This window comes from Marivita sp. S6314 (assembly GCF_023015985.1).
GTDB lineage: Bacteria > Pseudomonadota > Alphaproteobacteria > Rhodobacterales > Rhodobacteraceae > Marivita.
In genome coordinates, this window is sequence record NZ_JALKAO010000002.1 from 571,691 (window position 1) to 585,579 (window position 13,889).

Annotated in this window: 15 protein-coding genes and 1 tRNA gene; 9 read left to right on the forward strand and 7 right to left on the reverse strand. The window is 61.7% G+C overall.

The window, feature by feature from the left end; all coding sequences use genetic code 11:
• Window positions 1–16: 16 nt before the first annotated feature.
• Window positions 17–814 (reverse strand): alpha/beta fold hydrolase, encoded by a 798-nt coding sequence (locus tag MWU54_RS07300; protein ID WP_247081779.1) that lies wholly within the window; start codon window positions 812–814, stop codon window positions 17–19.
• Window positions 786–1,385, reverse strand: coding sequence for an amino acid synthesis family protein (locus MWU54_RS07305; protein ID WP_247081781.1), 600 nt, complete (start codon window positions 1,383–1,385; stop codon window positions 786–788). Before MWU54_RS07305 ends, MWU54_RS07300 begins: the two co-directional genes overlap by 29 nt.
• A 102-nt stretch (window positions 1,386–1,487) precedes the next feature.
• Here MWU54_RS07305 and MWU54_RS07310 point away from each other — a divergent pair, with 102 nt between their 5' ends.
• The 4 genes from MWU54_RS07310 to MWU54_RS07325 all read left to right on the forward strand — a co-directional run bounded on the left by MWU54_RS07310 (window position 1,488) and on the right by MWU54_RS07325 (window position 6,638).
• Entirely contained in the window at window positions 1,488–2,369 is an 882-nt protein-coding gene (locus tag MWU54_RS07310) for a LysR family transcriptional regulator (protein WP_247081783.1), read from the forward strand.
• Window positions 2,370–2,444: 75 nt separating this feature from the next.
• Window positions 2,445–4,094 carry a thiamine pyrophosphate-dependent enzyme gene (locus MWU54_RS07315; RefSeq protein WP_247081785.1) on the forward strand — a complete coding sequence of 550 codons (1,650 nt, stop codon included), beginning with the start codon at window positions 2,445–2,447 and terminating at the stop codon, window positions 4,092–4,094.
• Between the two features lie 181 nt (window positions 4,095–4,275).
• Entirely contained in the window at window positions 4,276–5,490 is a 1,215-nt protein-coding gene (locus tag MWU54_RS07320; RefSeq protein WP_247081787.1) for an acyl-CoA dehydrogenase, read from the forward strand.
• Window positions 5,490–6,638 (forward strand): CaiB/BaiF CoA-transferase family protein, encoded by a 1,149-nt coding sequence (locus MWU54_RS07325; protein ID WP_247081789.1) that lies wholly within the window; start codon window positions 5,490–5,492, stop codon window positions 6,636–6,638. The genes MWU54_RS07320 and MWU54_RS07325 overlap by 1 nt, the downstream gene beginning before the upstream one ends.
• 104 nt (window positions 6,639–6,742) lie before the next feature.
• Here the strand turns inward: MWU54_RS07325 and MWU54_RS07330 are convergent.
• From MWU54_RS07330 to MWU54_RS07345, 4 genes are all read right to left on the reverse strand, one after another.
• Window positions 6,743–6,819 (reverse strand) — tRNA-Arg (locus MWU54_RS07330).
• A 77-nt stretch (window positions 6,820–6,896) separates the two neighbouring features.
• Window positions 6,897–8,279, reverse strand: a complete 1,383-nt coding sequence (locus MWU54_RS07335) for a HAMP domain-containing sensor histidine kinase (protein WP_247081791.1) — start codon at window positions 8,277–8,279, stop codon at window positions 6,897–6,899.
• Window positions 8,280–8,303: 24 nt separating this feature from the next.
• Window positions 8,304–9,722: an FAD-dependent oxidoreductase gene (locus MWU54_RS07340; RefSeq protein WP_247081793.1), complete on the reverse strand. Its 1,419-nt coding sequence runs from the start codon at window positions 9,720–9,722 to the stop codon at window positions 8,304–8,306.
• Between the two features lie 2 nt (window positions 9,723–9,724).
• The gene (locus MWU54_RS07345; RefSeq protein ID WP_247081795.1) at window positions 9,725–10,459 is read right to left on the reverse strand and encodes a TVP38/TMEM64 family protein; all 735 of its coding nucleotides are present in this window, start codon (window positions 10,457–10,459) and stop codon (window positions 9,725–9,727) included.
• A gap of 467 nt (window positions 10,460–10,926) precedes the next feature.
• Between MWU54_RS07345 and rpmH the strand changes: the two genes are divergently transcribed.
• The 5 genes from rpmH (at window position 10,927) to MWU54_RS07370 (ending at window position 12,963) form a co-directional block, all read left to right on the forward strand.
• Complete coding sequence (rpmH, locus tag MWU54_RS07350) at window positions 10,927–11,061, forward strand: 50S ribosomal protein L34 (protein ID WP_072775959.1); 135 nt, start codon at window positions 10,927–10,929, stop codon at window positions 11,059–11,061.
• A 27-nt stretch (window positions 11,062–11,088) separates the two neighbouring features.
• Window positions 11,089–11,493 (forward strand): ribonuclease P protein component, encoded by a 405-nt coding sequence (rnpA, locus tag MWU54_RS07355; protein WP_247081797.1) that lies wholly within the window; start codon window positions 11,089–11,091, stop codon window positions 11,491–11,493.
• Window positions 11,490–11,708, forward strand: a complete 219-nt coding sequence (gene yidD / locus MWU54_RS07360) for a membrane protein insertion efficiency factor YidD (protein ID WP_247081798.1) — start codon at window positions 11,490–11,492, stop codon at window positions 11,706–11,708. Before rnpA ends, yidD begins: the two co-directional genes overlap by 4 nt.
• A gap of 128 nt (window positions 11,709–11,836) precedes the next feature.
• The gene (locus MWU54_RS07365; protein WP_247081799.1) at window positions 11,837–12,325 is read left to right on the forward strand and encodes a twin-arginine translocation pathway signal; all 489 of its coding nucleotides are present in this window, start codon (window positions 11,837–11,839) and stop codon (window positions 12,323–12,325) included.
• A gap of 5 nt (window positions 12,326–12,330) precedes the next feature.
• Window positions 12,331–12,963 carry a ferric reductase-like transmembrane domain-containing protein gene (locus MWU54_RS07370; protein ID WP_247081800.1) on the forward strand — a complete coding sequence of 211 codons (633 nt, stop codon included), beginning with the start codon at window positions 12,331–12,333 and terminating at the stop codon, window positions 12,961–12,963.
• Here MWU54_RS07370 and argF read toward each other — a convergent pair.
• Window positions 12,960–13,886 (reverse strand): ornithine carbamoyltransferase, encoded by a 927-nt coding sequence (gene argF, locus MWU54_RS07375; RefSeq protein ID WP_247081801.1) that lies wholly within the window; start codon window positions 13,884–13,886, stop codon window positions 12,960–12,962. The genes MWU54_RS07370 and argF overlap by 4 nt on opposite strands.
• Window positions 13,887–13,889 lie beyond the last annotated feature (3 nt).

The following is a 13,889-nucleotide window of genomic DNA, read 5'->3' on the forward strand; positions in this document are numbered from 1 at the left end:
GATTGCTGGGGTTGGGTCATTTGGTTTGGCCAAAGGTCTGCAAGAGCGCCTGTGCCACCGCATCGGGATGGGTCATCGGCATCATATGCGCCGCATCCGGCACGATCTCTGCGCGCCCTTGCGGTACAAGAGCGGCCATGCTGCGGGACATGTCCGGTGTAGAGTTCAGATCACCCGGACCGGTCTGGAACAGTGCCGGCATGGGAAGGCCCCGCAGCACCGCATTGTCCGGCCCGTCATGATGCGCGAACACCCGGTAGGCGGCGGCATAGCCTTGCGGATCGACACGCGTCAGCCAGTCGCGGCAGGCTTCAGCGGAATCGGCCAATGCCCCTTGCGGGTGCGCGCCGAACCACCGTTCGAGGGTTGCATCGGGGGAGGACGGGTCCGCCGGGTTCAACGCGTTTGCACGGGCTTGCACCGCCCGCGCCGCGTCTGGTGTGCGGCGGTAGATGGCGTTGAGGGCGGCGACGCCCAAGACACGATCCGGCATTTGCCCCGCCAGTTCCAGCGCGATCATCGCCCCCATGGAATGACCCGCGATGCAGACAGGTGCATCAAGCGCTTGCACGAAATCGCAGATCCGCGTGACGTATTCCTGCAACGTAACGGCGTTGTTCAAGGGCGATCCACCGTGGCCCGGCATGTCGACCGCATAGACCGTAAAGTCCTTATCCAGCATTGGACCAATGGCCGCCCAGGCTTCGGCGCGAAGGCCTACACCATGGATCAGGACAAGCGGTGCCCCCTGCCCCGCGCGCCAAAAGCTGATCTTCCCCGCGCCCTCAGACCGCGGCCGGGTTGTCCACGTCATGTCCCAAATCCTTGAGGTCCTGATAGCGGTCGCCGATTCGGTGGTGCGGACGGCCCGAGGTGGCCGCGCCCAGCGCGATCACCAGTTCATCCGCGCGCGGTGCGTCTGGAATGGCGAAATGCACCGTCAGGTAGTGCGACCGACGGCCAACATCGTTCTTGTCCATCAGCGGGATCTGCAGCGGCGCATTGGCCGCGCCGCGAATGTTGGTGAAGGCGAGGTAGGATTTGGCGCCAACGGCCTCACGGAAGAAATTGCCGAACCGCAGCGTATGGATCAGGCCGGAGGCATGTTCGATTTCGCCATCAAGGCCCACAATCGCCGCCTTGCCAAACGCTTCGATCTTGTCGCCCCCACCGGTCATCGCGGTGATGCGTTCGGTGAGCAGCGCGCCGAGAACGGGCCCGAAGGATTGGATCACGGGCTTCAGGTCATCGACATAGCGACCCGCCCAGGGGTTCGTGATGACCGCCGCGACGGCAAACATCGACCACGGCGGGTCGGCAGGTTTGAAGCCTTCGACAAGCACGTCTTCCTGAAAGTTGACGATTTTGCGGATGTCCGGCTGCATATTTGGCTCCCCCCTAGGATCGGCGCAGGTTACGCCACCGCGCGCGGGCCGAACAAACAAAAGAAAATGACATGAGTGCATTAGATATGCTTATGTCATTATATGGCGAAATCCCTCCCCCCTCTCACCTGGTTCCGCGCATTCGATGCCGCCGCCCGTCACCTGAGCTTCACCCTCGCCGCAGACGAGCTTGGCTTTACGCAATCCGCGATCAGCCAGCATGTGCGCGCGTTGGAAGACCGGTTGGGCACGCAGCTCTTTGTGCGGGGCAACCGGAGCCTTGCCCTGACCGATGCGGGGAGGTTGCTGCTGCCGGACGTGGCGGCGGCGATGGCCACGCTGACAAGCGCCACGCAGCGGTTCCTGCCGGATCAGGCCAAACCGACGCTCACCATCGCCACCTCGGCCAGCATCGCGCATTGGGTGCTGGCCCCGCATCTTGCGGCGTTTCACCTTCGCCACCCCGAGATCGCGATCCAGTTGGTCACAACCATCTGGCCGGATGATTTCGTATCCACAAACGCCGATATCGAAATCCGTTTTGGCCCACCCAGCGTTGTCGGGCGCGATGCCAAACGGTTGGAGCCGTCATTCCTGCACGCGGTGGCTGTGCCTGACATTGCAGCGCGCTTTGAAGGCCCCGACGCTGTCCCGCGTCTGGCGGAGTATCCGCTGATCCAGCCGGTTGGGCTGTCGTTGGGGTGGTCCGATATCGGCACACGGCTCAAATCCAGACAGCCGCTGGATCACAGCCTTCTGGTCGACACGCACGGCATGGCGGTGGACCTGGCCATCGGTGGTGCAGGGATCGCGCTGTGCCATGGGTTGATTTCGAAAGAGGCTATCCTGCAAGGCAAAATCGCCGAATTGCCCTTTCGACCGTTCGAAGCGAAAGAGGGCTATTACATCGCGCGGAAGTCCACGGCCCTGCCCGACCATCAGGCGCAGTTCATGAACTGGCTGACACTGCTTCTTGCGCGCTGACACCGGGAACCGAATTGCCCTGCCCCGCGAACGCGATTAGCGTCTGGCAAACCATCGCAATTGCCGAGACCTCCCATGACCCTCAAGAACACACTCCGAGCAGCGGACCACCTTGTCGACCAGTTGCAGGCGCAAGGCGTCCGGGCTGTCTTTGGTGTGCCCGGTGAAAGCTATCTTCCGGTTCTGGACGCGTTCTACGGGCGCGAGGCCGACATCCGGTTTGTCACCTGCCGACAGGAAGGCGGCGCGGCGATGGCAGCCGAGGCCTATGGCAAGCTGACCGGCAGACCGGGGATCTGTTTTGCCACACGCGGTCCGGGCGCAACCAATGCCAGCGCGGGTGTGCATGTCGCCTATCAGGATTCGACACCGATGATCCTGTTTCTGGGGCAGGTCGCGCGCGACATGGTGGATCGTGAAGCGTTTCAGGAAATCGATTACCGCCGGATGTTCGGCCAGATGGCCAAATGGGTGGCCCAGATCGACGATGCATCGCGGCTGCAGGAATATATCAGCCGCGCGTTCCGGACGGCCATGTCCGGACGCCCCGGCCCGGTGGTGCTCGCCCTGCCCGAGGACATGCTTTACGACGAAATTGCCGTGCCGACGCCGCCTGCACGAATTGAGGCGCCGCGCTACGCGCCGGTGCGCGACACGATGGAAGCGGTGAAAACGCGGCTGGCCGCGGCCAAGGCGCCGCTGATCATGGCAGGCGGCGGTGGCTGGACACCCAAGGGCATTGCCGCGCTTGAACGGTTTGCCGAAACGCAAGGGCTGCCGGTCGCGGTCTCACTTCGCTGTCAGGGGCTGATCAACAATGATCATCCCAACTATGTCGGCCATTACAGTGTTGGCACCCCGCCCTATCTTGAAGCGTTGATGGCCGAAACCGATCTTCTGCTCGCCATCGGTCCACGGCTGGGGGAGATGACAACCAAGGGCTATTCCCTGTTGACCGCCCCCGTACCGCAGCATGCGCTGATCCATGTGTTTCCCGAGCCGGAAGAGTTGGGCCGGGTGTTCGAGCCCGACATCGCGCTGGTGTCTGACACCGAAAGTTTCTGCGTGGAGGCGGCCAGCTGGTCCCCCATCGCAGCCGAAGGCGTTGCGCAGCGCACCGCAACCCTGCGGGCGCAGTTCGAAGACTTCAACACACCCGCATCAGTGCAAGGGGATCCGCTGGCCCCGTGTTTTGCCCACCTTGCCGAAGTACTGCCCGAAACGGCGATCGTCTGTAACGGCGCGGGGAACTATGCCGGGTGGCTGCACCGGTTCTACCGCTATCGCAGCCCCGGATCGCAGCTTGCGCCAACCTCGGGCTCCATGGGCTATGGCTTCCCTGCCGCCATCGGTGCCGCGATCTGCGCACCGGACCGCCAGGTTGTGGCCATCGCCGGGGACGGCTGTTTCATGATGACCTGTCAGGAAATGGCCACTGCCGTGCATTACGACCTGAACCTGACCGTGATCATCATCGACAACGGGCGCTATGGCACCATTCGTGTGCATCAGGAGCGCGAATACCCCGGCCGGGTGTCGGGAACCGATTTGGGCAACCCCGACTTCTGCGCCTTTGCGCGATCCTTTGGCGCACATGCGGTGCAGGCGACGGATTGCACGTCTTTTGTCACCGCGCTGGCCGAGGCCCGATCCACACAAGGGGTCAGCCTGATCGAGGTCAAAGCCGACCCCAATTACCTCGCGCCCGGCAAGACGCTGGAATAGCGCATCCTGCGCGGTAGGGGGGACGGGACGCGATGTCCGTCTGTCGCAGGCGCAGCGCCTGTTGGGGTTTCGGCACCGGGCGATATCGGCTATTTGTCGGGTGACAGACACTTGTCCGCAACCGCGCTTGAAGGTATCGCAGGGCGGTGTGCGGTACGCGAGATAAACGAGGAACTTGGACATGCTTGATGCGTCGAACGCGGGTCACGGACCCTCTCTTTCTAAATTCGACTGGGAAGACCCTCTTGGACTGCGCGGCGCGCTGACCGAGGACGAGCGTATGGTGGCCGACAGTGCCGCCGCCTATGCGTCGGACAAGCTGATGCCACGGGTCTCGGACATGTACCTCAATGAGGGCGTTGCGCCCGAGATTTTCGCCGAGATGGGCGAAATGGGGCTGTTGGGCATCACCATCCCGGAAGAATACGGCGGCTTGGGCGCGGGCTATGTCAGCTACGGCCTTGTTGCGCGCGAGGTTGAACGCGTCGACAGCGGCTATCGGTCGATGATGAGCGTGCAAAGCTCTTTGGTGATGTACCCGATCCACGCCTACGGCACCGACGAACAGCGCCAGAAATACCTGCCCGGTCTGGCGGCAGGCACGTTGATCGGCTGTTTTGGCCTGACCGAACCCGACGCGGGGTCCGATCCCGCCGGAATGAAAACCGTGGCCAAGAAAACCGAGGGCGGCTACGTGCTCAACGGCGCGAAGATGTGGATTTCCAACAGCCCGATTGCCGATGTCTTCGTGATCTGGGCCAAATCCGAAGCCCATGGCGGCAAGATCCGGGGCTTCGTGCTTGAGAAAGGCATGAAAGGCCTGTCCGCTCCAAAGATTGAAGGTAAGCTGTCGCTGCGCGCTTCGATCACCGGTGAAATCGTGCTCGACAATGTCGAAGTCGGTGAAGACGCGCTGCTGCCGGGTGTTGAAGGACTCAAAGGGCCGTTTGGCTGTCTGAATCGCGCCCGCTATGGCATCGCCTGGGGTGTGATGGGCGCGGCCGAGGATTGCTGGCACCGCGCACGTCAATACGGTCTGGACCGCACGCAATTCGGACGCCCGCTGGCGCAGACACAGCTGTTCCAGAAAAAGCTCGCCGATATGCAGACAGAGATCACCCTGGGCCTGCACGCCGCCTTGCAGGTCGGTCGCATGCTGGATGCCGGCACCGCCGCCCCCGAAGCGATCAGCCTGATCAAGCGCAACAATTGCGGCAAGGCGCTCGACATCGCGCGGCACGCACGGGACATGCATGGCGGCAACGGCATCATGGCGGAATACCATGTGATCCGGCATTCGCAGAACCTTGAGACCGTGAACACCTATGAAGGCACGCATGACGTCCATGCGCTGATCCTTGGCCGGGCACAGACAGGGCTTCAGGCGTTCTTCTGATGACAGCACCACTGGACGGCCTGAAGGTCCTTGAACTGGCCCGCATTCTTGCGGGCCCGTTGGTCGGTCAAACTCTGGCCGACCTTGGCGCAACTGTGGTCAAGGTCGAAAGCCCGAATGGCGACGACACCCGCACTTGGGGCCCGCCGTTCATTGAACGCCCGGACGAAGACACACCGTCCGCCGCCTATTTTTACAGCTGCAATCGCGGGAAATATTCGGTCACAGCCGATCTGGCCACGGACGAAGGCCGCGCCTTTGTGCAGGAGCTCGCCCGCGACGCAGATGTCGTGATTGAAAACTTCAAAGTGGGTGGCCTGACCAAATACGGGCTGGACTACGACGCGCTGTCCACCATCAACCCGGCACTTGTGTATTGTTCGATCACCGGCTTCGGCCAGACCGGCCCCTATGCCGAACGCGCAGGCTATGACTACCTGATCCAGGGCATGTCCGGCCTGATGTCGATCACCGGCGACCCCGAAGGAGAGCCACAGAAGGTCGGCGTGGCCGTCACTGACATCTACACCGGGCTCTATTCTGTCATCGCGATCCAGGCCGCGCTCGCGGCACGCAGCAAGACGGGCAAGGGTCAGCATATCGACATGAGCCTGCTCGACGCGGGCACGGCCGCGCTGGCCAACCAATCGATGAACTACCTGTCCACCGGCACCTCTCCGAAACGGATGGGCAACCAGCATCCCAACATCGTCCCCTACGAGGTCTTCCCCGTGGCCGACGGCGACATCATCATCGCGGCAGGCAATGACGGCCAGTTCCAACGCCTTTGTGCGGTCCTGACCCTGCCAGAGATCGCCGAGGATCCCCGCTACCAGACAAATTCCGGCCGCGTCGAACACCGCAGTGTGCTGGCCCCGGCCCTGAAGGCCGCAACCGCCAATTGGCGCAAGTCAGACCTCCTGGACGCGCTCAAACAGCAAAAAGTCCCCGCCTCTCCGATCAACACGGTGCAAGAGGTCTTCGAAGACCCCCAAATCCGCCATCGCGGCATGGAAATCGGTCCCGACGCCATCCCCGGCGTGCGCACACCGATCACCTTCAGTGAGCTGCAACTCGCCACTGAAAAAACCGCACCCCGTCTTGGGCAACACACGGATCAGGTCCGCAAATCAGGTTGGCCCGTCTGAACGGCTTCTCGTTAGGCGATGCCCGCAACCGCCACGTCGCACGATACCTGCTAACGTCGCGTCCAAGTCGCGATGATGCCCGTTTGTATCTTAGGGTAGGAATGTGGCGGACCGAGGAGGATTCGAACCCCCGACCCCTTGATTCGTAGTCAAGTACTCTATCCAGCTGAGCTATCGGTCCACGGGGCGTGAGATAGACGCAGTGCCGGACCGATGCAAGCGCAAATTCCAAGAAATCCGTAACTTGCGTCGGTTCATTTATCCAACGTCTCCCATCGGCAGGTCGATGCGGAATGCGGTGCCGGTTTCGTCCGATTTTAACAGGCGTAAGGTCCCGCCGTGACCGCGCACCAGTTCTTCGGCAATTGCCAGTCCAAGGCCTGAGCCGCCCTTGCGCGCGCCGCCTTGGAACGGCTGGAACAGATGCTCCAGCGCCTTCTTGGGCAGACCCGGTCCGGTGTCGGTCACATCGATGCACCACGACTCGTCGCTGGTTCGCGCGGATACGCTGATCTCTCCGGGGTGGCCCGTGCCGATGATGGCCTGCCGCGCGTTGCGCACAAGGTTCGAGATCACGCGGTACATCTGTTCGGGATCCGCCCGGATCATGAGGTTTCCGGGCACATCTTCGGCAAAGCTCAGATCAAATTCACCGATGGCCAGCCGTTCACTGTCGATCACATCGCTGACCAGTTCCGCCAGGTTGAACAAGGTGAGCGTCGGGGCCGGTTCTTCGGCGCGGCCAAATGCCAGCGTGCTTTCGCACAGCGACACCGCCCGCGTGATGGAATTGACCAGCTTCGGGGCCATGCGTTTAACGGTGGGATCTTCGCTCATCTCGATCCGGTCGGTGAAAAGCTGTGCCGAGGTCAGGATATTGCGCAAATCATGGCTGACCCGGGCCACGGCACCGCCCAATTGGGCCAGACGTTCCTTTTGCTTCAACGCCTGCGTCAGTTGGGTTTGCAGCGACTGCAACGCCTCTTCGGCTTCGCGCAATTCGGTGACGCTTGCAGAGGGCTGGATCACCCGACGGGCATCTTCTGGGGCCTTTGCGTAGCTTTGCATATGCCCGACCACGCCCTTGATCGGTTTGACCAGCAGCACCCGCACGGCAAGGAACAACAACCCCGCCGTCACAATGGAGATCACCGCCGACAGGATCAGGATGCGGATCCCGTAATCAATGATCGCGGCGCGCAATTCCGTCGATTCAATCGTGATTTCGATCAGCAGCCCGCCATCCTGAAACGGATTGCCAATCACCCGGATCATCTGCGGTTCGGGGGTCAGCAACCGCATCATCGCGTCGCGGATCAGGGTGACCGCTGTGGCATCCCGCAAATCAAATGTCGCGACAACCTCACCCGGCATCGGCGATGACAGCACAAGCTGGCGCAACTCATCGCGCCGCAGCACCACGTTGAAAACCCCGGCGCTTTGCAGCAGTTCCTGTTCCAGTGCGCTGTCGATCATATCGTCAGCCAACAAGGTCAGCGACGCGATCTGCGCCCGCTCAAGCCGGTTCAGCAGAAAATCTTCGCGGTAGCGCGCAACCGACGGAACAAAGATCAAAACCTCGGCAATCATCACGAAGATGACCGTGAGAATCAGAAACCGACCGGACAGCGAATTGATCATGCCTGTGCTCCCAGACCGATCACCTTAGGGAAGCCACTTCTGAACAAATCCGACCACTTTCTTCACCATGTCACTCTCAAACAGTCGGGGTGAGAAGTAAGCCCCCGCCGCCCGTTTGTTAAGCTCTCCAATCGTCGGGTATGGCGCAACCATCGCGGCGACCTGCGACATCTTCATCTTGTTGGCGATGACGAGCGCCCAGAGGTTGATCAACTCACCCGCCTGTTCACCGGCAATCGACGCACCAACAGGGCGGCCTTTGACAACCATGACCTTGATCAGTCCACGTGTCTTGCGTTCGGCAATAGCGCGGTCGTTGTGGTTGAAGTGAAATCGTACGACTTCAAGGTTGCTACCGTGCTCTTTCTTGGCCTGCGCTTCGGTCCGGCCGACCTGCGCCAGTTCGGGCTGCGTGTAGGTCGCCCAGGGGATGTGCCGCGTCGTGGCTTTGGAGGGTAAACCGAACAGCATCGACCGGATGATCACGCCCGCATGGTAGCCCGCGACATGGGTGAATTGCAGGCCACCCGCGACGTCGCCAATCGCGTAGACCTTTTTGTTGGTCGTACGCAGGCTGTCATCCACCTCGATCCCCATGCGGTGCGTCTTGATCCCGGCGGTTTCGAGGCCCAGCCCGTCCATATTGGCTTTGCGACCCACGGCCATCAGCAGATGCGTGCCTTTGAAAATGCGCCCATCCTCGGCTTCGATCTCAATCGCGCCGGCTGTGCCGCGCACCTCTTTGGCGAGCGCGTCTTCGGCGATTTCGATGCCTTCTTCGCGCAGGTTCTCCAGCACGATCTCGGCCATTTCCGGGTCGTCCTTGCCCAGCGCCTTCATGCCTTCGATCACGGTCACCTTTGATCCCAACCGCCGATGCGCCTGCGCCATTTCCATGCCAATGGGGCCACCGCCGACGATCAGCAAATGCTCGGGTTGTTCGCGCAACTCCCACAGCGACTCGTTGGTGATGTAAGGCACCGTGTCCAGGCCGGGGATGGGTGGCACAAAGGGGGACGAGCCTGTGGCAATCACAATCCGCCGCGCGGTGATCACGTGATCGCCTGCCTGCACTTCGGTCGGAGAGATGAATGCGCCCTTTTCCTGAATGACCCGCACGCCGAAGCCTTCGAAGCGCTCAACACTATCCATGGGTTCAATTTGCGCGATGACATCGGCAACGTGATCCTTTGCGGCTGCGTAGTCCACCGAAGGTGTCACATCCGCGATCCCGTACTTGGACGCGTGGCGCATGCTGTGGGCCACTTTGCCCGAGGCAAGGATCGCCTTCGAGGGCACACACCCGTAGTTCAGGCAATCACCGCCCATCTTGTGCGCTTCGAGCAAGACCACCGAGGCCCCCATTTGCGAAGCCCCCGCTGCCACCGACAAACCACCAGAGCCTGCGCCGATGACCAATACATCTGTTTTAATATTTTCCATGGTCACAGACCTTTCTTGCCGCGCAGGGCTTTCAAAGCGATGGGAAGGGCGGCAAGGACACACAGGCCAAGGATCGGAAGAAGGATGTGCGGTTCAAAGATTATACCAAGGTTCGGCGTCTCACCGCGTTCGAACACTTCACCAAGACCCGCACCTACAGAGGTGTAGACAACCGCACCCGGAATGATGCCCAGGAAGGTCGACACGAAGAACCGATGAAGCGGTACCCCCACAAGCGCAGGCACAAGGTTGGCCACAAAGAACGGCACAGCTGGCACAAGGCGGATCAGGAACAACATCGACCATTGATTCTCATCAATCCCATCCTTGATCTTTTTCACCGCACCGTCACCCGCATCCATCTTCGCCGCCAGCTTTTCCCCAAGCCCGTAACGCGCAGCAAGGAAGATCACCGTGGCACCGATCGTCGCGCCCAACACGTTGAACAATGCCCCCGGGAACGTGGCAAAAAGGAACCCACCCGTCAGCGTCGCGATGGTCGCCCCCGGCAGAGAGAACCCGACGATGATCACGTAGGCCAGAATGAACAACCCCGCCGTCAGCGCGTAATTGGCATCCCGAAAGGCCGTCAGCGCCTCGCGGTTGGCGGCCAGCGCCTCAAAGCTCAGGTAATCCTTCAGGGTAAAGGCACCAATCAGGGCAATCACACCGATTCCGGCAATCGGGGCGTATCGTTTCCAGGCCGGGGGAGTAGGGGTGTCTGTCATATCAGTCATGTCATTACAGGCCGGGGCGGGCCACCTTTGTGAAATTCGTGTTTCGGTTGCCCAAAACATGACCCCTGCGCCGCCTCAGCAACAGTCGCCTCACGCCCGCTTGAAAACCGGTGACAAAACCCGTGAGAATCCCGCCATTCTGCGCCGGGACTGAAACAAACCACCAGATGACCCCGCAGCATTGTTGCAGTATATGTCACCCGAACACGGCCGCGTGCGGGAATATTTCAAAACGCTGCCTCTTCAGACACTGATGATATCTCTGTTTCACAAATACCTCGGGGGGAGGAGCGCAGCGACGGGGGGCAGAGCCCCCCTGTGGCGACGCCGCGCAGCGCGGCGCAAAACCTGAAAAAACACCCCCCAGACCGTTTGACAAGCCAAAGCCACCTGCCTATAGCACGGGCTTCGAACACCCCCGGCGGACGAATCCGCGCCCCCGGACCGACAAGACGGAGTAGGACGCGATGAAACGCACCTTTCAACCTTCGAACCTCGTACGCAAGCGGCGTCATGGGTTCCGTTCGCGCATGGCCACCAAAGCCGGGCGCAAGATCCTGAACGCACGCCGCGCACGCGGTCGCAAGTCGCTGAGCGCGTAAAGCGTCCCGCGACATCGCAAGACTGACATGACACCGCCGGAGGCCTCCTTGGACACAAGGGGAACCACGCCCCTGGCGGTGTTGTCATGTGCTGACGTCACCACCCTGCGCCACCGCGCTGATTTTTTGCGCGCCGCCCGTGCCCTGCGGCGCGGCACGGAGGGCATGCTGGTACAGGCCCGCGACCGGCGCGATGACGATCCCACCATCCGTATCGGCTTTACCTGCTCCAAGAAGATCGGCAATGCGGTCGCCCGCAACCGCGCCAAGCGCCGTCTGCGCGCCGTGGCCGATGCGGTTTTGTCGACCAAGGCCAAACCCGGCTGGGATTATGTTCTCGTGGGCCGCCCCGGCGTAACCATCGGCCGCCCCTTCGACGCACTCAAAGACGATCTGCGCTACGCCTTGCGCAAGATTCACCCGTCACCATGACCCCCCTTGCCTGGATCTTGTCGCTGCCGGTCAAAGCCTATCGCCTGATCCTCAGCCCCTGGGTCGGGGCCAACTGCCGCTATCACCCCACCTGCTCTGCCTATGCGCTGGAAGCCCTGCAAAAACATGGCGGGCTCAAAGGCGGCTGGCTGGCCGCCAAACGCATCGCGCGTTGCCACCCGTGGGGCAAATCCGGGATCGACAACGTCCCCTGACCCGGAGGCCCTCGCACGCCGACCAGCGGTCGTTTGCCCAGTCACAAAGCAGTGTTTTTGGACCGGGCCTCAGATGCCCTACATTCTGACATGACCATTAAAGCCCCGCGCAACACAGGAGACGAGACATGAGCAAACCCTTGATCACGCGCCGGACCCTGATCGCGGCAAGCGGCGCGCTTCTGGCAACGGGCGCGGCAGGCACGCTCAGCCCGGCCCGCGCCAAAGGCATTGCCCCGACACCCACCATGCGCGGCGGTGCCAACAACTACCGCCCGGGTGCCCCTATCGTTGATCGGATCGGCGGCGGCGGCTTTTGGATGACCGGAACCGTGCGGCGCGCGGGTGATGGCGCTCCGCTTGCGGGTCAACGCATCCAGATCTGGGCGCACACGACCGAAGGCCATGAACGGGATCCGCAGAGCCACGGCGCAACCCTGACAGACGCAAACGGTGTGTTCCGGCTCGAAATGCCGCAGATTGTTCCGGCCTTCGGGCAGGCCCACGGCCACCTTGCCTATGACAGCGATGACTTCGAAACGGTCTTTCTGCGCCCCTTGATGAAAAGCCCCAAAGACACAACGCTTGAGGCCCATTTCGTCCTGCAACCGGCCTGACCGTCTTGGCGACGAACACAGGCTCCCGGACCCGCGCGCTTGCGGTTTGGGCGGGGTTGTTGGGCGTCGCTGTGGCCCCCATCGCGCTGGCCGCGACAAGCCCGTACCTCGCGTGGCGCGACCCGATCTACATCGTCGCGGGCTTCGCGGGGATCATCGGCTTTGCGCTGATCCTGTTCCAACCGCTTCTGGCTCTGGGCGGGTTGCCCGGACTTTCACAAATCCACAGCCGCCAGATCCATCGATGGATCGGAGCCGGGCTCGTCCTAAGCGTCCTGACCCATGTGATAGGTCTCTGGATCACCAGCCCACCTGATGTGCTGGACGCGCTTCTCTTTCGGTCTCCGACCCCATTCTCCGCCTGGGGTGTGTTTGGCATGTGGGCCCTGTTCGCCACCGCCGCCTTGGCGGCCACCCGAACGCGCTTTCGTCAGAACCTGCGTGCGTGGCGCATGGCGCATTCGATGCTCGCCTGCGTGATCGTCATCGGAACGGTGGTCCATGCGGCGCTGATCGAAGGCACGATGGAAACACTGTCACGCACAGTTCTGTCCGCCATGGCACTGGCAGCGCTGGCCTATGCGCTGCTGCGCCTCCGTGTCTGGAAGCGCAGCCGTTCCTCAAAAAGGTCTGCCTAGACCCCCAGGCAATGCCGCATGATCGCCTTCTGGGCATGCAGACGATTCTCGGCCTCGTCAAAGATCACCGATTGCGGGCCGTCCATCACTTCGGACGTGACTTCCTCACCGCGATGCGCGGGCAGGCAATGCATGAACAACGCGTCCGCATTGGCATGACGCATCAATTCGTCATTCACCTGGTAAGGGCGCAGCATGTTGTGACGCCGCTCTTTTGCCGATTGCGCGTCGTGCATGGACACCCATGTGTCCGCCACCACCAGATCGGCATTCTGCACCGCCTTGGCCGGATCGCGCTCGATCGTGACCGACACACCGGCATTGCGCGCGAGACCGACAAACTCCATCTCGGGATCAAGCTGCACCGGCCCGGTGAAGGTAAAATCAAACTGGAACTGCGCAGCAGCATGCAGGAAGGACGCGCACACATTGTTGCCGTCGCCACACCACACCACTTTCTTGCCTTTGATCGGGCCGCGATGTTCCTCGAACGTCATCACATCCGCCATGATCTGGCACGGATGGGTGCGGTCGGTCAGGCCGTTGATCACCGGCACGTCAGCATATTCCGCCATTTCTTCCAGCACCGCCTCGTCGAAGGTGCGGATCATGATCAGGTCCACGTAGCGGCTCATCACCCGGGCGGTATCTGCGATGGTCTCTCCATGCCCCAACTGCATGTCAGAACCGGACAGCACCATCGTCTCGCCCCCCATCTGCCGCACACCGACATCAAACGACACCCGCGTCCGGGTCGACGGCTTTTCAAAGATCAACGCCACCATGTGTCCGGCCAGCGGAAGCTCATCATCCGGTGCCCCCTTTGGGCGCCCCTTGCGCTTGCCCTTCATCGCGATGGCACTGTCGATCACCGATCTCAGGTCCGAGGCATCGGTTTTGTGAATATCCAGGAAATGCTTCATGTC

What these genes read in the sequence shown, in the direction of transcription:
- MWU54_RS07300 (WP_247081779.1), bottom strand. Translation starts at nt 814, where the DNA reads ATGACGTGGACAACCCGGCCGCGGTCTGAGGGCGCGGGGAAGATCAGC.
- MWU54_RS07305 (WP_247081781.1), bottom strand. Translation starts at nt 1,385, where the DNA reads ATGCAGCCGGACATCCGCAAAATCGTCAACTTTCAGGAAGACGTGCTT.
- MWU54_RS07310 (WP_247081783.1), top strand. Translation starts at nt 1,488, where the DNA reads ATGGCGAAATCCCTCCCCCCTCTCACCTGGTTCCGCGCATTCGATGCC.
- MWU54_RS07315 (WP_247081785.1), top strand. Translation starts at nt 2,445, where the DNA reads ATGACCCTCAAGAACACACTCCGAGCAGCGGACCACCTTGTCGACCAG.
- MWU54_RS07320 (WP_247081787.1), top strand. Translation starts at nt 4,276, where the DNA reads ATGCTTGATGCGTCGAACGCGGGTCACGGACCCTCTCTTTCTAAATTC.
- MWU54_RS07325 (WP_247081789.1), top strand. Translation starts at nt 5,490, where the DNA reads ATGACAGCACCACTGGACGGCCTGAAGGTCCTTGAACTGGCCCGCATT.
- MWU54_RS07335 (WP_247081791.1), bottom strand. Translation starts at nt 8,279, where the DNA reads ATGATCAATTCGCTGTCCGGTCGGTTTCTGATTCTCACGGTCATCTTC.
- MWU54_RS07340 (WP_247081793.1), bottom strand. Translation starts at nt 9,722, where the DNA reads ATGGAAAATATTAAAACAGATGTATTGGTCATCGGCGCAGGCTCTGGT.
- MWU54_RS07345 (WP_247081795.1), bottom strand. Translation starts at nt 10,459, where the DNA reads ATGACTGATATGACAGACACCCCTACTCCCCCGGCCTGGAAACGATAC.
- rpmH (WP_072775959.1), top strand. Translation starts at nt 10,927, where the DNA reads ATGAAACGCACCTTTCAACCTTCGAACCTCGTACGCAAGCGGCGTCAT.
- rnpA (WP_247081797.1), top strand. Translation starts at nt 11,089, where the DNA reads ATGACACCGCCGGAGGCCTCCTTGGACACAAGGGGAACCACGCCCCTG.
- yidD (WP_247081798.1), top strand. Translation starts at nt 11,490, where the DNA reads ATGACCCCCCTTGCCTGGATCTTGTCGCTGCCGGTCAAAGCCTATCGC.
- MWU54_RS07365 (WP_247081799.1), top strand. Translation starts at nt 11,837, where the DNA reads ATGAGCAAACCCTTGATCACGCGCCGGACCCTGATCGCGGCAAGCGGC.
- argF (WP_247081801.1), bottom strand. Translation starts at nt 13,886, where the DNA reads ATGAAGCATTTCCTGGATATTCACAAAACCGATGCCTCGGACCTGAGA.